The organism is Methylobacterium sp. CM6257 (assembly GCF_054611515.1).
The window spans coordinates 3441000-3467663 of record NZ_CM137735.1; the positions used below are offsets into that span (position 1 = coordinate 3441000).

The window sequence follows — 26664 nt, forward strand, 5'->3', positions numbered from 1 at the left end:
GCTGAGGACAAGCAATTATCAACTTTGTTCGGCCGAGTAAAACGGCCGCGAATACTGCCTTCGAAGAAGGTGGTGCATGGGAGGGCAGACCTGGTGCTCGCGGCGCGACATCCCCCACGATTGCAATCCCGGCTCCGCGCTGCCGCCCTGACCTCCGCCCTGGTCGCGGGCTGCGGCCTCGCCCCGGTCGCGCTCGCCCTCACACCGCGGGCCGGCGAGCCAGTTGCGGTGTTCACGCCCTTCCCCGATGCGGCGGTCCCGCGCGCGGTCGCTGCCACCGGGGCACCCATCCTGTGGCTCTCCAGCGCCGGCCATGTCGCGGTCCTGGACGGGACCGAACCCGACTTGGTCGCCGTCCTGCGCCGGTCCGGCGCCGTTCTCGTCCTCGCCGCCGGCCCCCTCGGGCCGTGCCTGCCAGGCTTCCGGCTTCCCTCCACCCTCGCAGGAACGCGCCAGCCGTGACCGACAGCAGCAGCCTCGACCGCCTCCGCATCGCCTTCCTGCCGATCATGCTGGGCGCGCTCGGCATCCTTGCGATGCTGGTGACGGCGCTCGCTTGGTGGCGGGACGTCATGCCCGTCGCCGTGACAGGTCTCGCCGGCCTCCTGCTCGCCGCGACGGTCGCGAGCGCTCGGCGCCTGGGGCCCGCCGCAGGCACGCGCCACCTTTCCGCCGCCACCCTGATGATGCTGGTCGGTCTGCTGGTGCTGGTCACCTCCGGCACGCATCTCCAGATTGACATGCACATGGTCTTCTTTGCCGCCCTCGCGATCGTTGCGGGCTGGTGCTGCTGGTCCTCCATCCTGGTGGCCGCCGGGGTCGTGGCAGTCCACCACCTCGCGCTGAACGTGCTCTACCCGGCCGCGGTGTTCCCGAACGGGGCCGAGTACCTGCGCGTCGTCCTGCACGCCGTCGTCCTCGTCACGGAAGCGGCCGCCCTGGTGCTGGCGGCTCGCCAACTCGCCAAGGCGCTTTCCTCGGCCGAGACGGCGACCCGGCAGGCCGCCGACAGCGTGCTGGCACAGCGCCGCGCCGAGGCCGCAGCGAGCCAGGACCGCAACCTGGAAGCCCACCGTCAGCGCCGGCTCGGCGTGGTCGTGGCCGAGTTCCGCGACGAGTTGGTCGCCATCGAGCATAAGGTCGAGCGTGAGACCAGCGGGATGCGCGAGACCGCGCTTGCCCTGAGCGACGTCGCGGTGCAATCGAGCCGGCAGGCCGCGGCGTCCGAGATCACGGCGTCGGCGACGGCGCAGAACGTGCTCTCGGTCTCGGCAGGCGCCGAGGAGCTCAGCGCCTCCATCGCCGACATCGCCGGGCAGACGGTGCGGGCGCAGGAGCTGATCGCACACATGACCGAGATCGCCCGAACGACGAGCGGCGAGGTCGAGCAACTCGCTGTCGTGGCCGACCGCATCGGCACCGTCATGGGCCTGATCAAGTCGGTGGCCGACCAGACCAACCTCCTGGCGCTCAACGCCACCATCGAGGCGGCGCGCGCCGGCGCGGCGGGCCGCGGCTTCGCGGTCGTTGCCTCCGAGGTCAAGGCGCTGTCGGGCCAGACCATGAAGGCGGCGGACGAGATCGTCGCGGAGGTCGAGGCGATCCAAGCCTCCACGCGGCGCACCGTCGGATCGGTTCAGGCGATGGCTTCCGCGACCCATGAGGTGAACGCCCTGACCACCTCCATCGCGGCATCGGTCGACCAGCAGCGTGCGGCGACGCAGGAGATCTCGCGCACCGTCTCTCAGGTTGCCCAGGGCAGCACGGAGGCGCATGCGGGTGCGATGTCCGTCTCGCGCGCCACCGAGGAGACGCAGCGTCATGCCGGGACGGCCCTGGCCGCATCGGAGTCGCTCAAGGCGGTCGCGGCGGACCTTGCGCGCTCGGTGACGCAGTTCGTGCAGCGCGTCACAACGGACCTGGAGGAGCGCCGCGGGACCGTGCGCGTCGGCGTCGATGAGGCAGGCTTCCTGCATGTGAGCGGGCGACGGCACCCGGTGCGCGTCGTCGAGATCTCCTCCCACGGCGCGCGCCTCTCGGAGGCGCCGTATCTCACAAGCGGCCAGGCGGTCGAGATCGAGACGGACGACGGAAGCCGCATGCCGGCGACCGTCGCGTGGAGCGCGGGAGGACAAGCGGGCCTAGATGTCCGCGACGGCCTTCGCCACCCGGCCGTGAATGTGGTGCCAAACCTCGCGGCCTGACCCGGGTCAGCCGTCCCGCGCGGCGGGGCGGTCCCTCGCGCCCACACTCTACCGACGCCGGATGACGCGCTGGAGGATGCGAGAGAGTTGCTCGGCCGAGTAGGGCTTCTGCAGCAGCTCGAAGCCGTGCCCGCCCTCCTGAGCGAGCACGTGGCTGTAGCCTGAGGCCAGCACCACAGGCAGGTGCGGCAGCCGCCGCTTCAGGAGCCGGGCGAGCTCGATCCCGCCCATGCCCGGCATGACCACATCGGTGAAAACCGCGTCGAAGCCGGCGCCATCGAAGCCGAGCTTGTCCAGCGCGTCCTCGGCGTTGGCCGCCCAGGTCGTGGCGTAGCCGAAATCCTCCAAGATCTGGGTGGCGAAGCGCCCGACCTCGACGTTGTCCTCAACCACCAGCACCCGCTGACCGATGCCGCGCGTCTCGACGGAGCCGACATCGCCGTCGCACGCGTCAGCTGGGTCCTCCGGCTCGACCTCGGGCAGGTAGAGCGTGAAGGTCGTGCCACGGCCGGGAGCGCTGTCGACCGCCACGTCGCCACCCGACTGCTTGGCGAAGCCGAAGACCTGGCTGAGGCCGAGGCCGGTCCCTTTGCCCACCTCCTTCGTCGTGAAGAAGGGCTCGAAGACGTGCGCTAGGATGGAAGGGGCGATGCCCGACCCGGTGTCGTGCAGCGACACCGCCGCAAATGGGCCCGGCGCGCCCGCATGGCCGCGGATCGCGGGCAATGGCAGGCCGCAATCGAGGCGCAGCCTCAGCGTGCCCTCGCCCTCCATCGCGTCGCGGGCGTTCACGGCCATGTTGACCAGCGCCGTCTCGAACTGGCTGAGATCGACCCGGACGAAGCAGGGCCGCTCGGGCAGCTCCGTAACCACCCGGATACGCGCGCCCGTGACCGTGTCGAGCAGGTCTGCGACGCTGCGCAGGCGGGCGCCAACGTCGAGCGTCTCGGGCTTGAGCGCCTGCCGCCGCGCGAACGCCAGGAGCTGGCCGGTCAGCTTGGCCGCCCGGTCAACGGTCTCTGAGACCGCCGTGAGATAGCGACTCCTGCGCTCCTCGGGCAGGTCGGAGCGGCGCAGGAAATCCACCGACGAGCGGATGATGGTCAGCAGATTGTTGAAGTCGTGCGCCACGCCCCCGGTCAACTGCCCGACCGCCTCCAGCTTCTGGGACTGCCGCAGCGCCTCCTCGGCCTGGCGCAGCGCCTCGGCCTGCTGCTTCTCCGCGGTGACGTCGCGCCCGTAGGCGTAAACGAGGTCGCCCTCGATGGACGTGCGCCAAGAGATCCAGCGCGGGGTGCCGTCCCGATGCCGGTAGCGGTTCTCGAAGTCGGTGAGCGGCCCGACCGTGACGGCACGCTCCAGGGCGGCCCGCGTGATCTCGGCGTCGTCCGCCCAAATGAACGCGCCGAAGTGGCGGCCCACGACCTCGGAGGGGTTGTGCCCCAGGATCGCCTCCCAGGCCGGGTTGGCCGCCCGGAAGACGCCATCGGCCCCGACCACGACGAGCAGGTCGCGTGAATTGCGCCAAACCCGGTCGTGCTCGGCCGTGCGTTCCGCGACGCGCTGCTCCAGGGTCTCGTTGAAGCGCACGAGCTCGGCCATCACGCGCTTCTGGTCGTCGATGTCGGTGCTGGTTCCGACCCAGCGCACCACTGTGCCGTCGCTTGCCAGGACCGGCTGCGCCCGGGCCAGGAACCAGCGATAGGTGCCGTCCGCGCGCCTCAGCCGGTACTCGCTCTGGTAGTCCGAGCGGGCGGCGACCGCCGCAAGCCAAGTCTCGGTCACCGACTCCCGGTCGTCGGGGTGGATGATGTCGCGCCAGCCGGAGGCGTCGAGCGCGCCGGGCGCGGCGCCGGCGTAGGCGTAGACGCGCTCGTTGAACCAGTTCGCGAGCCCATCCGGACCGGTGACCCAGACGAAGTTCGGTAGCACCTGGGAGAGGACGCGGAACTGCTCCTCGCTGGCGCGCAGGGCCGCCTCGGCCTGCTTACGCGCGGTGATGTCGATGGCGGTGCCGAGCACGCGGATGCAGCGGTCGCCCTCGAAGACGCCACGGCCCTTCGCGGCGACCCAGCGCACGACGCCGTCCTCCTTCCCGACCGTGCGGTACTCGACGTCGTAGATGGCGCGCCGCTCCGGGTCCGCGGCGGCGGCGTAGGCCCCGCTCGTGGCGTCCCGGTCCTCGGGGTGCAGGCCGGCGTAGTAGTCGGCCATGGAGACCGGCACGTCCGGCGAGATCCCGAACATCGCCTTCACCCGCGCCGGCCAGAACAGGGTCTGGTCGACCTCGTCCACGTCCCACAGCCCCACCTCGGCCGCTTCGGTCGCCAGCCGCAGGCGGCGCTCGCTCTCGCGCAATTGGTCCTCGGCCTGGCGGCGCGCCGTGTCGTCGAGGTGCAGGCCGTCCCAGACCACATAGTCGTCGACGAGCCGGGGCGCCGAGATGACGCGGGTCCAGACGATGCCGCCGTCTGGCCGGCGCATCGGCGCCTCGACGTCGAAATGCGCGAGGTCGCGAATGGCCACGGCCTCGGCCTGCGCGAGACGCTCCCGGTGCTCGGGCAGGAACAGGTCGTAGGCGGCGGCCGGGTCAGCGAGCACCGCCTCGGCCGGCAGGCCGGTCATGCGCTCGAAACCCTGCGAGACGTAGAGGAACCGGCGCCCCGAGCCGTCCCGAGGCGTGGCGAGCTGATAGACGTAGCCGCCCGGCAGGTGGTCGGCGAGCGCCCGCAGCCGCGCCTCCGCCTCCCGGAGGCCCACCTCGGCCCGGACGCGGCCCGTGGTCTCGGTGCAGGCGCAGAACATGCCGGTCACCCGGCCCTCCTCGTCGCGGACGGGCGAGTAGGAGAAGGTGAACCAGGTCAGCTCGTCGTAGCCGCGCCGGTTTATGGTCAGCGGCATATCCTCCGACCAAGTTGGCTCTCCGGACAGCGCCCTCTCGATGAGGGGGGCGATGTCGGGCCAGATCTCCGCCCAGATCTCGTGGAAGCGCCGACCGAGCGCGGCCGGGTGCTTGCCTCCGAGTATCTCGGCATAGGCGTCGTTGTATAGGAAGCCGAGCTCGGGCCCGAAGGCCACGAACATCGGGAAGCGCGAACCGAGCAGCAGGCTCACGGTCGAGCGCAGGCAAGGAGGCCAGGTGTCCGGGTGCCCGAGCGGCGAACCGGACCAGTCGTGGCCGCGCATCATCGCGCCCATCCCCCCGCCTCCTGCGAGGAAGAATGGGACCATTGAGGTGGCGCTATCGAACATGGGTCCCGGGGGCTGCCTCGACTATCGCCGGGAGGTCCCTGCCGCGCGCCCGGCCCAGGTTCCGCATCTCGGCATGACACCTGGGCCCATAACCTAGAGCGTGGCAAGGCTGAACGAACGGACCCGGCCTGCGGCTTCTTGCCGATCCGCGTTGTCCGGGACGGCGATGCGGCCCAGCGAGCCCTGCCAGCCCCCGGAGCAGACGTGTTCTCCCTCTTCGACCTCGCCGCGCTCCTCCTGACCCTCTCGGCCCTGTTCGGCTGGCTGAACCGCCGCTTCCTGTCGCTGCCGCCGCCCGGCCGACGGCGAAGAGCGCTGGATCAGCGCGACGGACTTCCCCCTGGTCGATGCGGCGGGCCGGGAGCAGCGTCTCAGCGTGCCCCCGACGCAGCCGTGCTGGACGTGAACCTTGGAGGAGACGGCCTACCCGCTCGCCAGCCGGCTGGCCGCTCTGGGTGTGCCCTTCCTGTTTGCCACGGGTGAAGTGTAAGCGCTGTCTGGGCGGCACCTTCCGGCAAGCGGTGTGAAGGCGACATACGGAGCGGAATGGGAGCTCCGTCACATGTCGATGCCAGGGCGTATGGCTATGTCGGAGCCGATCCGGCGCCTGGAGCTGTTTACCGGGGCCGGCCGGCGGCGGACGTGGTCGGATGAGGAAAAGGCCGCCATCGTCGCCGAGAGTGATGGGCCGGGCACCTCGATCAGCGCGGTGGCACGCCGACACGGACTGAGCGCCTCGCAGCTGTTCACGTGGCGGCGCTTGGCGCGTCAGGCTGGGAGGCACGACGACCGCACAGTACGGTTCGTGCCGGCCGTCCTGAGTGTGGGCCCGCAGGAGCCGGTGTCTGCGCAGACGGGCTCCGGGCTGCGTGAGCAACGCGGCTGTCACGGCATCGAAGTTGAGATCGCAGGCGCCACGGTCCGCATCGCTCAGGGCGCGAGCGCGGCTCAGATCGCCGCGGTGATCCGGGCGCTGAAGGCTCCCCTATGATCGGGCCCTCCGGCGCGGTGCGCGTGATGCTGGCCACACGGCCGGTGGACTTCCGCAAGGGCATGGACGGGCTGGCCGCTCTGGTGCGCGACGCGATGGGCGCGGATCCGTTCTCCGGCACGGTCTACGTGTTCCGGTCAAAACGCGCCGACCGGGTGAAGCTCCTGGTCTGGGATGGAAGCGGGCTGGTCCTCGCGACCAAGCGTTTGGAGGCTGGCCAGTTCTGTTGGCCGAAGATCGAGGACGGCGTGGTTCGGCTGAGCGCGGCGCAGCTCGCGGCGCTCGTCGAAGGCTTGGACTGGAAGCGCGTCCATGCGGCTCGTGCCGTGGGCGTGCCGGCGGTTGCCGGCTGAGCAAAAAGACTGGCGGACAGGCTTAATCGCGGTAGTAAGTCACTGGCGGATCTGCTCTCATCCGCTTCGTGGCCGCGCCTGCTTCGCCCTCGTCCGACGATCCCGAGACGCTCAAGGCGCTGCTCGCCGAGGAGCGCGCCGAGAACGAGCGGCTGCGCCAGATCATCCTGGCCATGCAGCGCCACCGCTTCGGCCGCCGCGCCGAGAGCCTGCCGGAGGATCAGCTCCTGCTCGGGCTGGAGGAGGCCGAGCAGGTCGAGGCCGCGGGCTTTGCCGCCGAGGAAACGGAGCCCGCCAAGGAGGCCCAGAGGGTCAAGCGGCGCACGAACCGTGGGGCACTGCCCGCCCACCTGCCGCGGGTCGAGTGCGTGGTCGACGTCGACAGCCTCGCCTGCCCGTGCTGCGCGGGTGCCCTGCACCGGATCGGTGAGGATGTATCCGAGCGCCTCGACGTGGTGCCGACGCAGTTCCGGGTGCTGGTGATCCGCCGCCCGCGCTACGCCTGCCGCGCCTGCGGGGACGCGGTCGTGCAGGCCCCGGCACCGGCGCGGCTGATCGAGGGCGGCCTGCCGACCGACGCTCTCGTCGCGCAGGTGCTCGTCTCCAAATACGCCGACCACCTGCCGCTGTATCGACAGGCGCAGATCTTCGCCCGCCAGGGCGTCAGCCTCGACCGCTCGACGCTGGCCGACTGGGTCGGGCGCGCCGCCTTCCTGCTCCGGCCCGTGCACGAGCGGCTCCTGGAGACGCTCAAGCGCTCGGGCAAGCTGTTTGCCGACGAGACCACGGCACCGGTGCTCGATCCGGGCCGCGGCCGCACCAAGACCGGCCAGCTCTGGGCGTATGCGCGCGACGACCGGCCCTGGGGCGGGACCGATCCGCCCGGCGTCGCCTACGTCTACGCCCCCGACCGCAAGGCTGGACGACCGATCGCGCATCTCTGCGGGTTTGCAGGCGTGCTCCAGGTCGACGGCTACGCGGCCTACGAGAGCTTGGCCAAGGGCGGCGCGGTGCGGCTGGCCTACTGCTGGAGCCATGTGCGTCGGCAATTCTATGATCTCGCCGCCGCCTCACCGATCGCGACGGAGGCGCTGTCGCGCATCGCCGCGCTCTACCGGATCGAGGCCGAGATCCGCGGGCGCTCGGCCGAGGAGCGACGGGCGGCCCGGCAGGAACGAAGCCGGCCCGTGGTCGAGGCGCTGGAGGCGTGGCTGCGGGAGAAGCTCGGCCTCCTGAGCCGCAAGAGCAACTTGGCGGATGCGATCCGCTACGCCCTGAGCCGCTGGGCGGGGCTGAGCCTGTTCCTCGACGACGGGCGTGTGGAGATCGACTCCAACACCGTCGAGCGCGCAATCCGGCCTCTGACCTTGAATCGGAAGAATGCCCTATTTGCTGGTTCGGACGGCGGGGGCGAGCACTGGGCGGTGATCGCCTCGTTGGTCGAGACCTGCAAGCTCATCGAAGTCGAGCCGCAGGCCTACCTGGCCGACGTCATCACCCGCATCGTCGACGGCCATCCGCAGCGGCGCCTCGACGAGCTTCTGCCCTGGGCCTACCCGAGCACACCCACGCTCCAAGCGGTCGCCTGAGAACGCTGCAGCCCAGGCGCGTCAGTCGGGCCGCGTGAACAGGGTCCGAAACAGCGCCTCGGATTGGCGCAGTCCCTCGTCGGTCAGCACCACCGACTTGGCGCGTCCGACCGGATCGGCGATGAGCCCCTTGGCGTGGAGACGGCCAAGCACGGCCCAGTCGAAGCCCTTCCAGGCCCGACGCCCGTCGTGGAGCGTCAGCCACAGAAGGGCGAGCACCGCCTCGTCGATGCGCTCCTCGTCGACCGCCATCCGAGCAGATTAGCACGCCGCGCTCAGACCGGGCGTGGTCCCAGCCGATCGGTTACGGTGAAGTGACGGTCAGGAACGATCCGGGCTACGGAGATCGACTGCGCCCGGCCAAACCGATCCGCGGCCCAGAGCTACGGCGGTCGCTGGAGAAGCTTCTCGGAACCTGGCAGAGCAGCTCGTAACAGGCTCCAGCACGCTCGGTCAGCAAACGTCCGATCTTGGTAGCAAAGCAGCTCGATGCGGCGGCGTCTGGCTGAGTGCCTGCTTGCCACCCATCTGAGACACTCACGCAGGGCTGCGCGATGACCGAGGCTGGCCGATTGCGGCCCGTCCACTTCCGAACTGGAGACCAGAAAAGCGGGCGTCGGTGTGACGGCCGCTCTCGACCCATTGCCGAAGCCGGGAACGTCCGCTTGCAGGCTGTTCGGTCAGGCAGCAAACTACCGGCCGGTACGGGTGATTTCGGCCGGTCTGCTTCCGCGCAGCGACCGTACTGAAGCCGCCATCATTGTCAGGTGTGGATCGGCGTCGAAGCGTCCCTCTTCCTCGGCTCAGGTTAAATAAGACGGTCACTCCACAAAGGGACTTCGACGAAGGCACGTTCCGCATGCAAGAGCTGTGCGAACTTACTCGACCTCATCATCAACACGGGACAGGAATGAGGCGGGGATTTGTATGCCGAGTTTTTTAGCTTTTCCAAGATTTATAGACAAATAAAAACGGGTATTTAGCTGCACAGGAAGACCAGATACTTGAGCTCCATCAATTATTTTCTTTACATATCCCGCAGCATTCTTGTATGCGTCCAGCTCCTCTGGGCCATAAGCTATGAGTGCCTCATTCAAAACTGTGGCCTTGTTATAAGCAACCACTGGAACGCCGTACTTCTCAGATATTTTGCTAATATTATGACGATGGACAAAATTAAAACTATCGTTCATCAGCACCAGGCCGCATTTGCCGTTCGACAGAGAGGTTATCGTCTCTTCAATTTCTCGTTCGCTGTCAACAGGTGACAGCATAGGTGAAAGTTTCATGGACTTCGAGGTCTCTTCGAATGGTCCAATATAGTATTTAAAGTATGGCGCCGTGCGAGGATTATACATCATCGATATGCATGACATCTCTGGCAAAAGCTCCTTAAGGTATTGAACCCACTTGCCAGCGATGCTGCCCTCCGAATTGATGAATCCAGTCACGTTTTTTTCAGGGGCAGCCAAATTTTCTACGAAGCCGCTCCCGACCGGATCGGCTACAGTCGCAAATACGATGGGTATAGTTTTGGTTTCATTCAATAGCGCTCTCACTACTGGAGTGGTCGCAGCAAAGATCACGTCGGGACGACTGGAAACGATATTTGTGGCATGAAGCTTAGCGATGTCTGTACTGCCCCCTGACCAGTAATATTCGTACTTTATCGTGATATCTTTTTGCTTCTTGCTGTCCAAAGTTTCTGAAAATCCCCTTACAAGGTTCTCTGCAATGGGATCGTTTTCTGAGAAATTTGTGACAATCGCCACTTTTTTCTCTATGTAGTGCTGTTCCCCAACGGCGATACTTGAGCATAACATGAGTGACAAGATCGGTATGGTAATCACCTTCATCATCGCTGTTTGCGCTCGGTCGACGCAAACGTCGAATGTGAGGAATATGGCGCTTCGTGCGCGTGTTGAATGCAGTAATGATGAGAAATCGCACCTCTTGTGAGGCCAAGTTATGGGAGGCCGTCTGCTTGGAGTGCCTGGGCCGAGGTGACATTGAGTACGGGGAGCGTGAACAGAACGCATGATTTCGCGGCGTCCTTCCATGATTTCTGTCGGAAGTCGATGCTGGCCGTGCCCAGGTGAAACAAGCTTTCCGGAGCGATACTTAGTTCCAGGTATGAAGGACCGTGCGCAAGCCGTCGTTGCGGCGTCCCATCACGTTCACCCAGTTCCCCTCGAACTTCTTCTTCGTTCCGCCCTCGACGGGGCCGGTCATCTCCCAACGCCCAGGCACGATGAGCAAGTTGTCTCTTGATAGAGCCATCTGCACAGTCGTTTTGTGATCCGCCCAACCTTTCGACTTCGGTCCCGAGAAGAATTTCTGTATGCCCCCACCCGACTGCGGCATGCCCTTCGTCGCGACTATAGCATCAGTGGTATAGAGCTTGCCAAGGACGCTCATGTCGCCGCTGTTGTAGGCCTCATCCCACTTGATTGCCGCGCCCTGTGCATCGGATTGCAGAGTATCGGACAGGGCTGGACTGGAGGCCGCCAGCATCCCGAGATCCATTATCGGGAAAACAAAGTTCCGGCGCATCGAACCCTCCCCTCTGCATACTCATCTTAGTGCGGGCGCTGGCATTGCGGCAAGTACCGTATCCGGTCTGCGCACGAACACTGTATTATTCCCATTATGGTCAGCAGACGAGCTATATACGTTTTTGGGCTGGCTTTAATCCAGCTTTGAGCGAGAGATTCAGACAACAAGCTGAAGAAGCGAGGCTCGGCATTACGTCGGGCTGCGAACCTGCGGCGTCGCCGCTGTCTGGCTGTAGAAATGATAAGCGTTCGGAAACTGGCTTGGAAAAAACATCCGGGCAGCCGCTCGCCATGTGACGCATTTTCGAGCCCATATGCCAAGCGTGATGTGGTCAACGGCGGAGTTCTAACCTCATGATCGCGGCTGGGTGGGCGAGCAGCTGCTCAGGGTCGGTGCGTAAGTCCTTCGGTCTGTTCACCACATCGGAGCAGACCAAAGGATGACTCAGCCTCTACGAAACTGATGACGGAGCGATCCCTGGCACGCCTGAAATCAACGTGAACCTGTGCCCGGCCCCTAGTGGCACTGGCCAGCACGACGGCTCCGGCTGGCCGCAGTTCAAGCGTATCGGCATGGTTGCGACCGGGGTCGAGGGCGGTTGAGCAGGGCGGCGATCCACGGCTCAACGTTCACAGGAGCTCGCCGGCGACGCTCAGGGAGGATAGCGAAAGGCAGTCGACGTGCTCTCTTCGATGATTTGTACAGCCTCTGAAACAGGATCGGGATCGGATCGCATGCGCGCCGCGAACACCGCCGCACGCGCGACCGCAGCAGCGTCCGAGACATGGCGTAGCCCGCGCTCTAAGCTGTCGCTTGTCAGTCTTCCGAACGGCACATGGCAGCCGAGACCGAGCCGCATCAGTCGCGCGCCCCAGAACGGTTGATCGGCAAAGACCGATGCAACCACAGACGACAAGCCCGCCCTTACGATGGCATGAGTCGTTCCAGCACCACCGTGGTGGACGGCGGCTGAGCAACGGGGCAGGAGCCAGTCGTGGTCGACCGCGCCGACGAGGCGGATCTCCGGCGATGGTTCCTCTAGTGCTGCCATGTGCGACCAACCGGCGCCCACCACCATGCGGCGACCGCAGCGGCGAGCGACCTCACTGAGGAGGTTCAGCATCCCGACAGGGTTTCTGACCGGCATGCTGCCAAGACCGACGTAGACCGGTGCCGGACCGGCCTCAAGCCAAGCGGCGAGGTGCGGCGGCGAGGCTGCTTCCCCGAGGCTCGCACACACTGCCTTCGGAAGCTGAAAAGCGCCGATCATCCGCTGCATCGGATCCCAGTCTGAAGGCCGAGAAACGAGCTGTGGCGAGAAAGCCTGCACGGTGCACAACCGCGCCGCGGCGAGGCGCTGCTGGGTCGGCTGACGTGTGGGGGCGAGTCCCACGCGACGGCGCAGAGCCGCGATGCTGTCGCGATGAGCGGCCCACCACAGCCGCTCCACCACAGTGTAGGTCAGGCGGTGGAGCAGGCGCGAGCGCAGGTCTCGCGTGGTGACGAGACTGTGGGCGAAGTCACCGGTGGGCCTGAACGGGGCGAGGTGCAGCGCGATCAGGGGACTACCCTGCGCCTCGGCCATCACCGCCGAGTGATCCTCTGTCAGGACGCCTGCCACGATAACATCTGCACCGTCGCAGATACGCATTTGGTCCGCCATCAGCAGATCCTGATGCTCGTGCATCAGCGCCTGCATGCGTTTCATGATCGCCCGGACGTTGCCGGATGCAAACAGGGCTTGGCCTTCGGGAGAGTCCATATAGGCCTGGGTGTCGAAGCCAATGCGCTCCGTGCGAACTCCGCATCGAGCGGCCCACCCCACGACGTTGGGGGGAGCCGCCAGGATCACATCGTGCCCGCGCGCCTGCAGAGCTAGCGCGAGGACTAGGAAGGGCTGTACGTCGCCGCGGGTCCCGAAGCTGGTCAGCGCGATCCGCACCGTACTACCTCGTTGCGGGCTGCGCTGTGAGCTCTTTGCGAGATCATCCTGCACCTCGCTCAAGGCTGAGGGATCGTAACGCCTTCTGGCGCGCCAGTCTCCTCGGCTGCCCCATTCATGCTCACCGTTGGGTGCTTCAGCGCCATGAAGACATGGGTGGTTCCTCAGCGGAACCACCACGTCGGCAGGCTCGTTGTCGGCGCCTTTGCCATCGATGCGAGCCTACGGCGGGTACAAGGACGTGCTGTAACTCGGCGCGGTGTCCTGTATGCCGACTGCGAGTAGTAGCGGCGAGGCGTTAGCCGAAGCGGCATCGCACCCCGCGACGATCGTCACCTGGCAGCTGTCGCACTGATCGTCCGCTCCGAAGCCGCGCCCGATGCTCGTTAAATGACCATCGCGGGCGCAAAGCTGCCGGCCGGATCTGGCTCAGTCGGCGACGGCAGGCGTTGAAGACTGGCCGGGCGGCATTCCGCGAAGCGCCAGCAACGAATTGCATCACCATCGGAAGCAAACGTTCGCGGACTAGCGTCTGGAGAGCCTATCTCGGCCGTTGTGGTGCAGCCCGGATGTACCGCCCGCGGATTGTGAGACACCGATCTGAAGCCTATGCGGCCAAGGCCGCGGGTGGAAGCTGCGCGGTGCGAATGGCGGCTGGTGGTCGGAACCCGTGCCGCTCGATCAGCCACGTCTTATTGTAGAGGTCGCGAAACGCCAGCAGCGCGCGGCGCAGGTCCTCGACCGTGTCGAAGTGCTTCACCCACAGCAGGTTCTCCTTGAGCGTGCGGATGAAGCGCTCGGCGCAGCCATTTCCTTCCGGCGCTCGCACGAAGGCGGGCGAACTTGCGATACCCAGGAACGCCAGCTCCGCCTGGAAATCGTCCGACATGTACTGGCTGCCGTGATCGTGCCGGACACTCAGGCCGGAGGCGATCTCGGCCGTAAAGCCGCCGAAGCGCTGCCGCACACCCTGGCGGATCGGCTCCAGCGCCTCAAAGCGCGTGGCCCGGCGCGCCGCATGGAGGCCCACGCATTCGGCCGAGCAGTGGTCGACGGCCACGAACACCGCGACCTGCCCCTCAGCCGTCCAGGTGGTGGTCAGATCAGTGCCCCACATCGTGTCCACCCTCTCCGGGACGATGGTGCCGTCGTGGTTGCGCGGGCCGCGCGGTGTGCCGACGCGAGAGGGGGCGAGCAGATCATGGGCGCGCATCAGGCGCAGCACGCGGCGTTTGGAGGTGCGCACGCCCTTGTGGCGCAGCCGCGCCCAGACCTTGCGGTGACCCTCGCCGTGAAAGGGGCTGTCCGTGAGGGTGGCGCGGATCTGCGTGAGTAGCGCCGCATCCGGCATCGGCCCGACCGGGCCGGGACGGCGCGACGGCTCGGGCCGGGCGGGTGAGAGGTGCCGGTGGACGGTGGCGCGCGACACGCGCCAGATCCGGCACACCCGGGCCAGTCCGTAAGCTTTGCCGCTGGCAGGCGAGACGGCCCGGCTCATAGCCGCGACCTCCTGCGGGCCAAAGGGCCGGGGCCGCGCGCCTCCAGGGCAGCGATCTTGGCCTCCAGCAACTCGCGCTCGATCAGCATCTCGCCGAGCTTGGCCTTCAGTCGCCCGCTCTCCAGCGCGTCCGCATCAAGGGACCGGGTGGAGAGACTGGCCTCGCCCGCCGTCAGGAAGGCGTCGCGCCAGCCCGACAAGGTCGCGGCCGTCACGCCTAAGCTGCGCGAGACGCTCTCCAGGTCCTCGCCGCGCAGCAGCCGCAGCACCGCATCCCGCTTGCGCTGCCGGGACATGCGCCCGCCGCGACCAGGACCGACTGCGCCTGCATCTGCCTTCGTATCCGAGCTCATCGTCCTCACCCCTGTCGCGGAGACCGTCCGCTAACGGGGTGTCTCAAGCAACCGGGAGGCGGAGGACGGATGCGCATCGCCAACACCCTATATTCCGGTCGCTCCAGTCAGATCAGGCTTCGCGCGGAGAGCTCATTCTTGGGATAAGCATAGTAGATTGGAGCCGCAGCCACGCCGGGGATCCCAAAAATCGCATCCATGACCAGCATCGCTACCAGAAGCTCCCTGGCTCGCGCATGAATCTCGGAACCCATCACACGCGCATTCACGAAGTACTCCAGCTGGCTTTCACAGATAGGACCGATCACCGGCCGGGAGATCCTGCGTGATTTGTTGGAATTCCCAGCCATCATCCCCTCGATCAAGGACCCCCATCAAATCTTAGCGGTCGGCCGGCCATTCATCGGGAGCGGGAGGCGGGTTTGGGAGCGCAGCGATACAATCAGGGATACGCGAGTGTGCCCAGGCAATCAGCACAGTTCCAGAACATGCCATCACCGCCTCCATGAGGCTGGCGGTATCCGGCTTAGCGAAACCCCGATTGAAGACGATCCCGCCCTTGGTCTGCAACAGCTCATGGAGTGGCGTTACCGTCTGCCCAGGGCGACGGTTCTCGCCATCTCACGCGCTCGATGATGCAACGATGGTGTTTGGAGTCTGCAGTCCTCGCCCCGCAGGATAGAAGAGCCGGGCAAGCGCGCCGGCACGCTGCCATCCTCGGAGCATCATGCTTTGCTCTTCAGGGCTGCCATCCTCTGCCGCGCCCATAGTTTCGTGTTCTTCCGCATGGCGGATTGGAGCGAGGTGATTGGGTGTCATGCTACGCCTCCGATAGGACGGCTGCCGTATGGATGTAGGCCATGAAACCGAAGAACCGTTCACGTCGGCGGCCACCTGGACGCGATTGAACCTACTTTTCCTGCCCTCGTGGCCAGACATGCTGGAGACGAGGCCGCAGGAGCGAATTCAAAGAACCTGATGTCGGCGCCGCATACTGTGAGGCGAGCGCTTCTTTCTAGCAGGAAGCGAGGCTCCAGCGATTGGGTGAGGCGGACCATAACAGGAATTGGTGGCGCGCCCGCTTCGGAGAAGTGCGCGACCTCGGTCCAATGACCGAAATGGGCGAATTGTGTTGAAAAATTGCGGCGCTGCAGCGGTATTTGCGGGGTGATTCACTTCGGTCGAGAGACGGAGATCGAAGCAGATGATGGGACCTCGGCAAGTCCAGCAAGGTGCCATGTTCCACGAGCTCTCGCTCGGCACCGACGTTCCCGGCGACCATCTGCTGCGCTCCATCGATCGCTTCGTCGACCTGACGGTACTGCGCCAGGAGCTGGCCCCGTTCTACGCCTCGACACCTTGTAAGCCTGTCAGTTCTCACGAGCCGCTGTTCACATTCGAGGTTTGCACCGCAAAATCAAATTCCCGCAGCATGCGCTTGACGCGGGCCTGGTATGTCATATGATTGGCATACCATATACAAGAACGGGCGGTCGATGCGACCGACCGGATATGGATCGCGATTCGCGCAGCCGCGACCTGCGTACAAGGCCGACTTCATCTTCGAAACCGTCGGTCATTGCCCGCCGCCGGGTCGTAACCCTGCGCTTTGCAATGTTCGATGGCAATAACTCGTGCGAAAACGAGTGAAGACAAAAATAACCAGACGAGATGCGGCTGACTGCACGTCGGTCGCTCAACAGGGAGGATGACAATGCCAACACCGATCGAGGCGGAATCACAGCGCGTGAGCGACGGCTACCGATGGATGCAGCTGTTCATCGGCGTTGTCTGCATGGTGATGATTGCCAATCTGCAATATGGCTGGACTTTCTTCGTTCCCGAGATTCAAAAGACATTCGGGTTTGACCGCGCAGCGATCCAGTGGGCGTTCACCCTGTTCGTGCTGTTTGAGACCTGGCTCGTGCCCGTCGAGGGCTGGTTCGTCGACAAGTACGGCCCTAAGGTCGTGGTCCTGTTCGGCGGCGCCCTATGCGGGATCGGTTGGGTCATCAACGCTTATGCCGGCACACTCGGCATGTTCTACCTCGGCCAGGTTATCGCCGGCATCGGCGCCGGCGCGGTCTATGGCACCTGCGTCGGCAACGCGCTGAAATGGTTCCCGGACAAGCGCGGGCTGGCCTCCGGCATCACGGCCGCTGGCTTCGGAGCCGGCTCCGCACTCACCGTCGCGCCGATCCAGTGGATGATCGCCGATAAGGGCTTCCAGGCCGCCTTCCTTTACTTCGGCGTCGGTCAAGGTTTGATCGTAGCCGCGCTCGCCTTTCTGCTCGCCTCGCCGAGAAAAGGGCAGATCCCTGAGGTGACGAATAACAGTGCCGTCATCCAGACGCGGCGCAACTACACGCCGAGCGAGGTGGTGCGGCAGCCGATCTTCTGGCTGATGTACTTCATGTTCGTCATCGTCGGCGCCGGCGGCCTGATGATCACCGCCAACCTGAAGCCGATCGCGGCTGACATCGGCGTCGACAAGGTGCCAGTGACGCTCTTGGGCGTGACCATGGTGGCGATCACCTTCGCGGCCACGATCGACCGCGTCCTCAACGGTTTGACGCGGCCGTTCTTCGGTTGGGTCTCGGATCGGATCGGGCGGGAGAACACGATGTTCATCGCCTTCGCGATGGAAGGCTTCGGCATCTACATGCTCTACCTCTGGGGTAGCGATCCGCTGTGGTTTGTGCTCCTCTCGGGCTTCGTGTTCTTTGCGTGGGGTGAAATCTACTCCCTGTTCCCATCCACCTGCACGGACACGTTCGGCTCGAAGTTCGCCGCCACGAACGCAGGGCTGCTCTACACTGCCAAGGGGACGGCGGCGTTGCTCGTGCCGTTCGCCAATTACTTGCAGCAGAGCTCCGGCAATTGGAATGGCGTGTTCCTGGCCGCCTCAGGCGCTAACATCCTGGCCTCGATCCTGGCCATCGCGGTGCTGAAGCCCTGGCGCAAGCGCGTCGTCGCTGGTGCACAGATCAGCACGGACGTCTCAGCCGCTAAACAGGTTGCGACGGCCTGAACGGAGGCCTGCGACCCTACCGAGCGATATGGGGCACCGGATCACCATCCGGTGCCCCTTCTGCCGAGGCTTCCCCGCAATGCTTCGCCCTGCGACGCGACGTGCGGTGCCCAGCCGGCAGATCCAAAGGTCGTCGCAACAGCTCGCAGAGGGCACTTGGCGCTGATCAATTTGGTGGCCGCTCGAGTATGTGGGCGGCTGATGCGTGGCCGTGGGCTTTTCGATGATGCTTCGCCCCTTCATAATGCTGCGCCCGCGTGGCGCACGTCATTCGAGGTTCCCATCTCTTCCGGGATCCCGCCATGCTTGAGCGTCCCGACCCGATGTTTCGCGTCACGGCGCTGAAGCGGGCCACAAGCCTGCGCACGCTCGCCTACGACGCGATCAGGCAGTCGATCATCACAACGGATCCCTGGAGCGATCCAGGCGAGATCCAGCTCGACGAGCGACGGATCGCGCGAGACCTGGGTATCAGTCGAACGCCGGTGCGGGAGGCGCTGATGCTGCTGGAGCGTGAAGGCTTCGTGCGCTCTGTGCCGCGGCGCGGCACCATCATGGTACGCAAGACCAAGCGCGAGATCCTCGACATCATTGCGGTCTGGGCCGCGCTCGAAAGCGCAGCGGCCGCTTCAGCGGCGGGAGCCGCCAGCGATGCACAGCTCGCTGCACTCGGAGGAGAATTCCAGGCTCTCACGTCCGCGAACCTGGCCGATCAGCTGCAGGACTACTCGCAGGCCAACCTGACCTTTCACCAGACCATCATTCAGCTCGGCGGCTGTGGGCTGATGGCCGAGATGGCCGGCGACCTGTTCGTCCATGTGCGGGCGATCCGGACGCGGGCGATCCATCAGGCCGACCGCGCCGAGCGCTCACTGCGCGAGCATGCTGCTATCATCACGGCGTTGCGGGCTCGGGACGCCGAGCGCGCGGCCATCCTGGTTCGGGACCATGCCCTGGGTCTAGCCACGCATGTCGAAGAGCACTGGGCCTTCCCGGAGAAGTGAGAGCTGTCTCTGGCGGAGAACTGATCCATGCTGCCGTCCGCTCACAGTACCGACCTGCTCGGGCTCGGCTTTCTGATCGCCGCGCTCATCGCTGCAAGCGTCGCGAGCAGGGCTAGGCATCTTGTGGAGGAGACCGGGGAGAACCTTGCGGGCGGAGCGCTGCTGCTGGCAATCCTCGGCCTTATCTTCGTGCTGGCCGAATGAGAAGCACGGGACCGAACGTCAGACCTGCCTCGACCATCTGGCCCGCGGTGTTGCCGGCGGCGCCGAGATCGGCGCCGACCCCGTGTCCTGATTTGCGATCTCCAAGTCAAGATCGGCCGTGCTCGCGATCAGCTCCTGGTCTTCCTCGTCCATCCAGGCCAGGTTGAGTCTACTAGCGCACGGGCGCCGACGAACGCACCACGTGCTTGGCCGCTAACGTGCTGCTAGCATTTCGAAAAGCGCGTTGCTCTGTGTGCTGTTTGTCGGCGTCAGAGCACTATATACGGGCCTGCCTGATCGGAACGCTGGTATTCTGAGTGCGCGGTAGGAAAGCCGGTCAAGCTGCTGCTCGATGCTCCTCGCGCGCCGCTCCCCAAACCTCGCGAGCGGCGTCAGCGTTCATCGCCGCGATGGCGAGACCCACGATCAAATCCGGCCATGCCGAGCGCCACACGAAGGCCGTGGCCAACCCAGCAGCGATGATCGCCACATTGGCGAGGGTATCGTTGCGGGCAGACAGGAATGCCGCCCGAGTGAGGCTCCCGCTGTGGTGGCGGTAGCGGGCCAACATGAACGCGCAGGAGAGATTGACCGCCAGTGCGCCCAGGCCGGCCAGCGAGAGCGGGATCGGCTCCGGAGCGATCGGAGCCCAGAGCTTCTCCCACGCCGTCCAGATCGTCGCCAAGCCCGGCACCAAGAGGATACCCGCAAGCAGCATCCCCATCCGTGCCCGGTTCCGAGCCGTCCAACCGAGTGCTGCGACGATCAGGAAGTTGACCGAGGCGTCCTCGAGGAAATCGACGCTGTCGGCAAAAAGCGATACCGAGCCGATCGCCAGCGCGACGGCGAATTCGACCCCAAAGTACCCGAGGTTCAGAAGGGCCACGAGCCGGACGACCCGGCGCAGCCCTGTGGCAGTGGCATCCATCGGTTTCATGCCGCACCTCCATTCAGCAGAAGGCGCATCGGCATGAGGGCAGCAAACAAGGCGGTGATGGCGAGGATGATCCCGTGACGGCAGGCGCCGCCGATCCCCGCGCCCAGGAACACGATCAAGAAGCCCACACTCTGCTCCTTCGTCCATTGGTCGAAGGGCAACATAAGACCCGCCTCACAGCGGGTTCGCGTAGGGCGCACTCCCGCCACGAGCAGGCAATCTCGTGCCCTCGCAGCAGGAGCTATCAGCCTTCGCACAGGCGGTTGTCGGGGAGCTCCATCCCCATCACACGGCCGACCCCTTATCAACCTTGACCGAAGTGTGAAAGTCCCGCGCAGCAGTTCAGTGGCGCGGCACGAACGGCCGCTTGGCAAACGGGTGAAGCAGCGTCGGCCGGGCGAACCGTCGATAAGCGGGTAGGGTCGAGATAATCTCCCGCCGGAAGCGGAGGCGCAGGCGATGCTGCGCGAGGCCCCGGCGCAACTGCCGTAAGATGTCGTCGGCCAAGTCCAACGTGCCCTTGAGCGCCTGGGAGAGTGCCAAGGCTTCCTGTGCGGTCAGGCTCTGCTGGGTCGCCAAGGTCGCGGTTACCGCCTCGAGCCGGCCCCAGAGGGTTGCAAGGCGTGTGTAGAAGTACGCGAGCTTGCGCGGCAGCGGGGCCGGGAAGCGATCGAGCTTGTCGGCGTTGGCGCTGAAGACGATCATGGGCAACGACGCGGGTGGGCTGAGTACTGCCTGCTCACCTTGGGCAATCGCATCGAGCCTCTGCACGACCGCGTGGGCTTCGACCGCATCCAGCAGGGCGACAATCTCGCCGATCAGGGCTGACGTGAGGCTGCGGCACTCCCGCCGCCGCGTCAGGTGGGTGAAGTTCAGACGGGCCAGAACAAAGAGGCCGCCCACCACGAGGCCCAACACGAACACGCCGAGCATGCTCATCACGGTCGCCTGCTAACGAAGACCCCATCTGTCATTTTAGCACAGGTCCGGTCTCAAGGGACTTACTCTCGTTCGGGGAGGTCTGAATGCCGCAGGACAGGGCGCCAGCAGGATCCCACTGGGGCGAAGCTTGGAGCCTCCATAACGCTCAATGGGCGAAGGTCCGCATCCGGTAGGAAAGCAGGCTTGCGAGATTAGACGGTCGAGCGTCCGCTACCCACCCTTCTGTGACGTTCGCCCATTTGCACCACGTGTCCGCTTCGGAGCAGGCCAGCCGCTCCGCTCGGCAGCTGCCTTGACCACGAAGCGGCCGGCCGGATCTGGCCCAAAAGCCGCCCGACCGATCCAGGCTCTCAAACCGCAGGAGCGGACCTTCGTTGCGGCTCACGCGGCCGGCTGAAAGTGAATCCGCCCCGGTTGTCCGTACGGTCAGTTCTCAGGCGGCTGACCGAGCAGTGCTTTTGCGGACGTAATCTGGATCGAACAGGATCTCTCGGTCAGATCTACGCCGCCTGTGGATGCCGGCACAGCTTCGTTCTGTGTTCAACTTTGCCAAGGCGCATCGTGGATGCGCATACAGACGTTTGGCTTGCAGAATGTGTGGTCGAAATGCTCAATGTATTCGACGTTGACCGTTCCAAAAGTCGTCTCAGGCTTCTTCAAGGCCGAACGAAGCTGGTCTTGAACAAATTCCCTCTTGAAGTCGCCCCGCGGAAATGCGGCGAGGGTCTGGACGCGTTGTTCTGACGTGTACTCGTCATATCCAACTCCCACCACATCCATCGCGACGCCCGCCCGCGTGAGGGCGATTTCCGGCCGCATATATTCGGGAATCCCGGGTGTCGTATGAAGCGCAATCGCCTCCCAAACAAGATCTGCCTTCGGCTCGGGAATCCCATGGCTCCTGAGGAATTCTCGCGCAGCATCGGCGCCATCGACTTCGAAGCGCTTCGTCTGAGTGTGGTAGGCGTCTACAAGCCCCAAGTCATGGAACAAGGCTGCCACGTAGAGCAATTCCGAATCGAATTTCAGGGCCTCGCGAATCCCCCTCATCGCGCCGAAGACGTAAACCCGGACGGAATGGTTGAACAACATTTCAGATTCATGCTGCCTCACCAGTTCGGCAGCTTGGCGCGCGATGTTGCTATCGGGGATCTTGATGCCGGAAATCATGTCGGCCATTGCGCAGCTCCGTTTTCCGTCTGTTTTGATGTTCATCGCCCGCACGATTGGGTGCATTCGTGCTTGGCCGTCAGCCGTGGCGGAAGTGTCCAGCCCGTGCCAGGCCGCAATGGCACTCAGCCCGAAGCATGCCGCCTTCTGACGGCCGCAAGTTGCCCCGCCATCGGCCTGCTTCACATCGCGTCGGGAACTGAGAAACCCTTGTTGGTAAGATGGTGAAGGTACAGCCCTGCCCTTTCAACGGGTCGGACCGTCCAATCGCCGCCATCACGCCTGCATTTTCTGCCAAATCGGCAGGGCTGGGGCAGGTGGCGCGGCAGCGGCGAACGCTTTGGCCGAGGCGATTTGCTCAACTGGGGTGAGACCGGAACAGAGTATGGCTGCACCGTCCAACAGCGCTCTGAGAGCATGTTCTTGGCGCACAAACCCGCAGTCTGAAATTGCCCCGGTCGCCGAGTCGACGCGCTTGGGAAGCTCAATCATATGCGCCTGATAGCAACCGGTGCTTTGGCTGGCGCGATTGCAACGGCGTCGTGATCTTCTACGAACTTTGTCGTGATCCCGCTTGGCTGCACGCGCCGCCGGCTCCTGACAGGGAATCCGGCGCTCTTCATCGCCGATCAAGCGGCGTTGAACCTGCCTGTTCGCATGCGGAAGCTATCGCGGTATTGCGCGGGCGAGAGACCCAGCCGTCGGCAGAAGACCGCGCGCATCCGTTCGGGATTACCGAAGCCGCAATCGTAGGCGACGGTCTTCAGTGGGATCTCGCTGCCCTCCAACAGATTGCGCGCCACGTCCACCCGCGCTCCCTCCACGAAGTCGTGCGGCGTCAGGCCAGCGTCCTTGAACAGTCGCCACAACGTTCGCTCGCTGGTCTGCGCGACGGCGGCGAGCTGTTTGACAGTGAGCGCCTCCCCGAGATGCTCCAGCACATATTGCTGCACTCGGGCGAGCGGTGAATCCGCGCCGACCGGGGCCATCAGGAAGGGACTGAATTGTGACTGACCGCCCTGTCGCTGGGCGATGACCAGCAGTCGCTTGGCGACGGCCTGCGCGACCGCAGCGCCGTGGTCCTCCGCAACCAGAGCCAGAGCGAGATCAATCCCCGCCGTGACGCCGGCGGACGTGATGAGGCCGCCGTCGCGCAGGTAGATCCTGTCGGGATCGATCTTGGCCCGCGGAAAGAGGGCGGCGAGATGTTGGGCGATCTGCCAGTGGGTCGTCGCTGCCCGGCCGTCGAGGAGCCCGGCATGGCCGAGCGCGAAGGCGCCGGTGCAGATCGAGCCGTAAAGGTCCGCACGGGCGGCGGCCGTCCTCAGCCAAGTTGAGAGTTCCGCGTCAGGCGGCGACGCCGGAAGCTCGGGTCCACCAGCCACGAGTACGATCGAGAAGGGCTGCTGCGCCTCCTCGAAGCTGAGATCGGCAAGCAGGCGCATGCCGTTCGATGCGGTGATGGGCGCACGCGTCCGCGCCACCAGCACGGTCCGGTAGCGGCCATTCCCGTCCACAAGGCCGTTCGCCTCGGCGAAGACGTCCACCGGGCCTGCGACGTCGAGCGCCTGGACACCGGCATGGATCACGATTGCGACACTACGGTCGGGCATTGCCACCTCCGAGATCGCAGATGTGTAGCACCGCCCGTCATGGCGCTGCGACCGCTTGGCGGAAAAGCCGGTATGGTTGGCAGAGATCGAATACTCTGCCCTGTTGCGCTGAGCAAACCGGCAGCCAAATATTCGCTCGAATAAAATCTCTATCTTTCAGAAGAGGCGTGCGGTGTTCCAAAGCAGGTAGGGGGGCGTCTCGTCCGAGAAGCTCTCGCAATCTGTGGACGCGTGCGACTGTACCTGTTCGGCGGCTTTGATTGGCCATCCGGATACTAGCGCGACCGAGCGCCCCCCGGCAGCTTCCCGGCCAGCGATCCGCTCGCGTCTCACCGCTGTAATCGAACCGATCACCATGGGAGCGACGACAATGACCGATAATCTGCACCTGCCGGAAATTGTTGCGGGCATACGCGTACCCGACAGCGCGATGGCCCGGGCCGCGACACAGTTGGTTCGCGATACTGAAGATGATCTGCTCTACAACCACAGCCGCCGGGTCTTCTTCTGGGGCGCGCTGACCGGAGACCGCCGGAAGCTGAAGTACGATCTCGAGTTGCTCTACATCGGCGCAATGTTCCACGACATGGGGCTGACCGACGCCTACGCGAGCAAGGACCTGCGCTTCGAGGTTGATGGAGCTAACGCCGCCCGCGACTTCCTGAAGAGCTACGGCGTTCCGGAGCGTGACGTCGAGGACGTCTGGACGGCTATCGCCCTGCACACCACGCCGGGCGTTCCGGAACACATGCGTCCGACCATCGCCCTGGTGACGGCCGGGGTCGAAATGGACGTACTCGGCATCGCGTACCAGGATTTCACGCACGAGCAGCGGGATCATGTTTGCGCGCATCATCCGCGTGAGCGCAACTTCAAGGAAGCGGTCATCGACCACTTTGCTCAAGGAACGATCAGGAAGCCGGACACGACCTTCGGCAACGTCAAGGCGGACGTGCTGGCGCTCAAGGATCCAAGCTACACGCGGATGAACTTCTGCAGCATCATCCTCGGCTCACCCTGGCCGCATTGAGCTTGATTGGCCGGCCCGGACCAGCGGGGCCGAACCCCGTCTCGACAGTGTCGGGAGCGATCCAGAGCCTGCTGCACTGAGTGCGCCAACATCGATACGCGAGCGAAGATTCCTGAGCCGCGGGGAGTTGCGCGCGATCGGAGACGCCATGAACTGCTGTGGTCTCGCCCGATTCGGCGACGCGTGGCAGCCTGGCGGGTCCGATGCTTCGGTAGCAGGTGGAAAGCAGCTCCAAGAACGTCTCGACAAGCTGAACCATTACGGATGATCGGGAGTGTCTGATGGCATCAGGGATGAGCCGCAACTCCGCCAGGACCACCGCAATCGCGTCGGTCGTGGCATTGGCATCCCTCGGTTTGCCACCCGGGCAGGCGCACGAGCGTGAGACGGCAAAGCCGGTCTTCGCCCACGCGATCCCCAACGTTCCAGGCAAGAACCTCGTCGCCGTCGTCGTGACCTATCCGCCCGGTGCCAAGTCGCCGGCACATCGTCATGCCCCCTCGGCCTTCATCTACGCGCACGTCCTGACTGGCGCGATTCGCAGCCGCGTGGGCGATGAGGCTGCCAAAGTCTATCGCGCCGGCGAAGGCTTTTACGAGGAGCCCGGTGCCCATCACCGGGTGAGCGAGAACGCGAGCGACAGTGAGGCCGCCAGCATGCTGGCCGTGTTCGTGGTCGATGCTCAGGACAAGCCGCTGACCGTTCCCGATCCGGCAGCGGCGACAACGCCGTAGATCCGGGCCGCGAGCACGGGGGCAACCGGAGAGAGAAGGAGCGCGGCATGGCACCCGGGGTTTCGGACGGCGATACGGACCATGCAACGATGATGGCGTGGCGGGTGCACGCGTTCGGCCCGCCGACGGTGATGAGCTTCGAGCCCGTGCCTCGGCCCGATCCGGGCATGGGTGAGGTTCTCGTCAGAGTGCATGCTGCAGGCGTCGGCCCCTGGGATGGCTGGATCAGAGCCGGACGGAGCGTCCTGCCGCAGCCTCTGCCCCTGACCTTGGGCTCGGATCTCTCGGGCGTCGTCGTCGCCGTCGGCCCCGGTGTGACCGAGTTCGTTGCGGGCGACGAAGTCTTCGGCGTGACGAACCCCAGGTTCGTGGGCGCCTATGCCGAGTACGCCGTCGCCTCCGCCGCGATGCTGGCCAGGAAGCCGCGCTCGCTCACGCACGAGCGGGCGGCGTCGGTGCCGGTGATCGGGGTCACGGCCTGGCAGGGATTGTTCGAGCACGCCCGGCTCCAATCGGGCCAGACCGTGCTCATCCATGGCGCGGCCGGCAACGTGGGGGCCTATGCCGTGCAGCTTGCCCATCGAGCCGGCCTCCACACGATCGCGACGGCCGGTACTGACGATCTCGCGTATGTTCGGTCACTCGGCGCCAACCAAGTGGTGGACTACCGCGCGCGACGGTTCGAGGACGAGGTGCAGGCGGTCGACGCCGTGCTCGACCTCGTCGGAGGCGAGACGCAAACCCGCTCGTTCAATGTGTTGCGCCGAGGCGGCCGGCTGGTGTCTGCAGTCTCGCAGCCCGACAGGGCGCGTGCGGAGGAGCGCGAGGTTAGCGCTGAATTCTTCCTCGTGCGCGTCACGAGCGAGCATCTCTTCGCGTTGGCCGCCCTCATCGACGGCGATCAACTCAGGACGCGGATTGGGGCGATCCTCCCGCTCGCGAGGGCACGCGAAGCCCACCTCATGCTCGAAGGAGAGCAAGCTGCGCCCATGGGCAAGATCGTCCTTGCGGTACGGCCGGGCTGAACTGTCGGCAAGCGCGCTTATGCAGCTTGCGGTTGTTCCCTGGCTGCGCCGGCCGGCGGCATGGCGCCGGTCAGGGAAAGGATTGGCGTCCTGAACGAAAGCTGTGCGCGAGATCGGCGCCGACCCCATCGCGATCGTCATCGAGCGCTCCGGTGATCGGGGTCAGTCATCTTCCCAGCAGGGCTATCGTTCCGCGAAGCCGTTGGGTTGTCTTGCACGGATCGCTTACTCGGTCT

24 protein-coding genes, 1 pseudogene and 1 riboswitch are annotated in these 26664 nt (G+C 65.2%); of the genes and pseudogenes, 12 read left to right on the forward strand and 13 right to left on the reverse strand.

Going from position 1 to position 26664, the window contains the following annotated elements; translation table 11 throughout:
* Positions 1 to 93: 93 nt before the first annotated feature.
* Together ACYCO6_RS16845 and ACYCO6_RS16850 are read left to right on the forward strand one after the other, a co-directional pair.
* Positions 94 to 462, forward strand: a complete 369-nt coding sequence (locus ACYCO6_RS16845) for a hypothetical protein (protein ID WP_459773070.1) — start codon at positions 94 to 96, stop codon at positions 460 to 462.
* A complete protein-coding gene (locus ACYCO6_RS16850) occupies positions 459 to 2204 on the forward strand; it encodes a methyl-accepting chemotaxis protein (RefSeq protein ID WP_459773071.1) in 1746 nt (581 codons plus the stop codon). Before ACYCO6_RS16845 ends, ACYCO6_RS16850 begins: the two co-directional genes overlap by 4 nt.
* A gap of 48 nt (positions 2205 to 2252) precedes the next feature.
* Here ACYCO6_RS16850 and ACYCO6_RS16855 read toward each other — a convergent pair whose 3' ends face one another.
* Positions 2253 to 5402 carry a PAS domain-containing protein gene (locus ACYCO6_RS16855; protein ID WP_459773073.1) on the reverse strand — a complete coding sequence of 1050 codons (3150 nt, stop codon included), beginning with the start codon at positions 5400 to 5402 and terminating at the stop codon, positions 2253 to 2255.
* A 640-nt stretch (positions 5403 to 6042) separates the two neighbouring features.
* On the opposite strand from ACYCO6_RS16855, the gene tnpA reads away from it, so the two are divergent.
* From tnpA to tnpC, 3 genes are all read left to right on the forward strand, one after another.
* Positions 6043 to 6447: an IS66-like element accessory protein TnpA gene (tnpA, locus tag ACYCO6_RS16860; RefSeq protein WP_459764273.1), complete on the forward strand. Its 405-nt coding sequence runs from the start codon at positions 6043 to 6045 to the stop codon at positions 6445 to 6447.
* A complete protein-coding gene (tnpB, locus tag ACYCO6_RS16865; protein WP_042671684.1) occupies positions 6444 to 6800 on the forward strand; it encodes an IS66 family insertion sequence element accessory protein TnpB in 357 nt (118 codons plus the stop codon). Before tnpA ends, tnpB begins: the two co-directional genes overlap by 4 nt.
* A gap of 68 nt (positions 6801 to 6868) precedes the next feature.
* Positions 6869 to 8389, forward strand: coding sequence for an IS66 family transposase (tnpC, locus tag ACYCO6_RS16870; RefSeq protein ID WP_459764270.1), 1521 nt, complete (start codon positions 6869 to 6871; stop codon positions 8387 to 8389).
* Between the two features lie 21 nt (positions 8390 to 8410).
* On the opposite strand, the gene ACYCO6_RS16875 is transcribed toward tnpC, so the two are convergent.
* The 6 genes from ACYCO6_RS16875 to ACYCO6_RS16900 form a co-directional block, all read right to left on the reverse strand.
* A complete protein-coding gene (locus tag ACYCO6_RS16875; RefSeq protein ID WP_331327277.1) occupies positions 8411 to 8641 on the reverse strand; it encodes a DUF6429 family protein in 231 nt (76 codons plus the stop codon).
* A 626-nt stretch (positions 8642 to 9267) separates the two neighbouring features.
* Positions 9268 to 10248: an ABC transporter substrate-binding protein gene (locus ACYCO6_RS16880; protein WP_459773076.1), complete on the reverse strand. Its 981-nt coding sequence runs from the start codon at positions 10246 to 10248 to the stop codon at positions 9268 to 9270.
* Between the two features lie 262 nt (positions 10249 to 10510).
* Complete coding sequence (locus tag ACYCO6_RS16885; protein WP_459773077.1) at positions 10511 to 10942, reverse strand: YybH family protein; 432 nt, start codon at positions 10940 to 10942, stop codon at positions 10511 to 10513.
* A 655-nt stretch (positions 10943 to 11597) separates the two neighbouring features.
* Positions 11598 to 12941, reverse strand: coding sequence for a glycosyltransferase (locus tag ACYCO6_RS16890; protein ID WP_459773603.1), 1344 nt, complete (start codon positions 12939 to 12941; stop codon positions 11598 to 11600).
* A 553-nt stretch (positions 12942 to 13494) separates the two neighbouring features.
* A protein-coding gene (locus tag ACYCO6_RS16895) for an IS3 family transposase (protein ID WP_459761871.1) occupies positions 13495 to 14738 on the reverse strand; the annotation gives its coding sequence in 2 pieces (ribosomal slippage) (positions 13495 to 14414 and positions 14414 to 14738; 1245 coding nt in all).
* A gap of 107 nt (positions 14739 to 14845) precedes the next feature.
* Positions 14846 to 15103, reverse strand: a complete 258-nt coding sequence (locus ACYCO6_RS16900; RefSeq protein WP_459773079.1) for a hypothetical protein — start codon at positions 15101 to 15103, stop codon at positions 14846 to 14848.
* Between the two features lie 839 nt (positions 15104 to 15942).
* Here ACYCO6_RS16900 and ACYCO6_RS16905 point away from each other — a divergent pair.
* The 4 genes and pseudogenes from ACYCO6_RS16905 to ACYCO6_RS16920 form a co-directional block, all read left to right on the forward strand.
* Positions 15943 to 16095: pseudogene (locus tag ACYCO6_RS16905) on the forward strand (IS5/IS1182 family transposase); the annotation flags it as partial.
* Positions 16096 to 16452: 357 nt separating this feature from the next.
* Entirely contained in the window at positions 16453 to 17769 is a 1317-nt protein-coding gene (gene oxlT, locus ACYCO6_RS16910; protein ID WP_459773080.1) for an oxalate/formate MFS antiporter, read from the forward strand.
* Between the two features lie 302 nt (positions 17770 to 18071).
* Positions 18072 to 18773: a GntR family transcriptional regulator gene (locus ACYCO6_RS16915; RefSeq protein WP_459773081.1), complete on the forward strand. Its 702-nt coding sequence runs from the start codon at positions 18072 to 18074 to the stop codon at positions 18771 to 18773.
* A 27-nt stretch (positions 18774 to 18800) separates the two neighbouring features.
* Positions 18801 to 18977: a hypothetical protein gene (locus ACYCO6_RS16920; RefSeq protein WP_459773083.1), complete on the forward strand. Its 177-nt coding sequence runs from the start codon at positions 18801 to 18803 to the stop codon at positions 18975 to 18977.
* A gap of 337 nt (positions 18978 to 19314) precedes the next feature.
* On the opposite strand, the gene ACYCO6_RS16925 is transcribed toward ACYCO6_RS16920, so the two are convergent.
* The 6 genes from ACYCO6_RS16925 to ACYCO6_RS16950 form a co-directional block, all read right to left on the reverse strand.
* Positions 19315 to 19914: a cation transporter gene (locus ACYCO6_RS16925; protein WP_459773085.1), complete on the reverse strand. Its 600-nt coding sequence runs from the start codon at positions 19912 to 19914 to the stop codon at positions 19315 to 19317.
* The gene (locus ACYCO6_RS16930) at positions 19911 to 20042 is read right to left on the reverse strand and encodes a hypothetical protein (RefSeq protein WP_459773087.1); all 132 of its coding nucleotides are present in this window, start codon (positions 20040 to 20042) and stop codon (positions 19911 to 19913) included. The genes ACYCO6_RS16925 and ACYCO6_RS16930 overlap by 4 nt, the downstream gene beginning before the upstream one ends.
* 100 nt (positions 20043 to 20142) lie before the next feature.
* A riboswitch (Fluoride riboswitch) is annotated at positions 20143 to 20207 on the reverse strand.
* Positions 20208 to 20256: 49 nt separating this feature from the next.
* Positions 20257 to 20853 (reverse strand): hypothetical protein, encoded by a 597-nt coding sequence (locus ACYCO6_RS16935; RefSeq protein ID WP_459773089.1) that lies wholly within the window; start codon positions 20851 to 20853, stop codon positions 20257 to 20259.
* A gap of 543 nt (positions 20854 to 21396) precedes the next feature.
* A complete protein-coding gene (locus ACYCO6_RS16940; RefSeq protein ID WP_459773091.1) occupies positions 21397 to 22212 on the reverse strand; it encodes an HD domain-containing protein in 816 nt (271 codons plus the stop codon).
* 90 nt (positions 22213 to 22302) lie between these two features.
* Positions 22303 to 22659 carry a hypothetical protein gene (locus ACYCO6_RS16945; RefSeq protein ID WP_459773092.1) on the reverse strand — a complete coding sequence of 119 codons (357 nt, stop codon included), beginning with the start codon at positions 22657 to 22659 and terminating at the stop codon, positions 22303 to 22305.
* Positions 22656 to 23639: a GlxA family transcriptional regulator gene (locus ACYCO6_RS16950; RefSeq protein ID WP_459773093.1), complete on the reverse strand. Its 984-nt coding sequence runs from the start codon at positions 23637 to 23639 to the stop codon at positions 22656 to 22658. Before ACYCO6_RS16950 ends, ACYCO6_RS16945 begins: the two co-directional genes overlap by 4 nt.
* Before the next feature lie 388 nt (positions 23640 to 24027).
* On the opposite strand from ACYCO6_RS16950, the gene ACYCO6_RS16955 reads away from it, so the two are divergent.
* The 3 genes from ACYCO6_RS16955 to ACYCO6_RS16965 all read left to right on the forward strand — a co-directional run bounded on the left by ACYCO6_RS16955 (position 24028) and on the right by ACYCO6_RS16965 (position 26428).
* Positions 24028 to 24669, forward strand: a complete 642-nt coding sequence (locus tag ACYCO6_RS16955; RefSeq protein WP_459773605.1) for an HD domain-containing protein — start codon at positions 24028 to 24030, stop codon at positions 24667 to 24669.
* A 293-nt stretch (positions 24670 to 24962) separates the two neighbouring features.
* Complete coding sequence (locus ACYCO6_RS16960) at positions 24963 to 25403, forward strand: cupin domain-containing protein (RefSeq protein WP_459773095.1); 441 nt, start codon at positions 24963 to 24965, stop codon at positions 25401 to 25403.
* A gap of 89 nt (positions 25404 to 25492) precedes the next feature.
* Complete coding sequence (locus tag ACYCO6_RS16965; RefSeq protein ID WP_459773606.1) at positions 25493 to 26428, forward strand: NADP-dependent oxidoreductase; 936 nt, start codon at positions 25493 to 25495, stop codon at positions 26426 to 26428.
* The last annotated feature ends 236 nt before the right edge of the window (positions 26429 to 26664 follow it).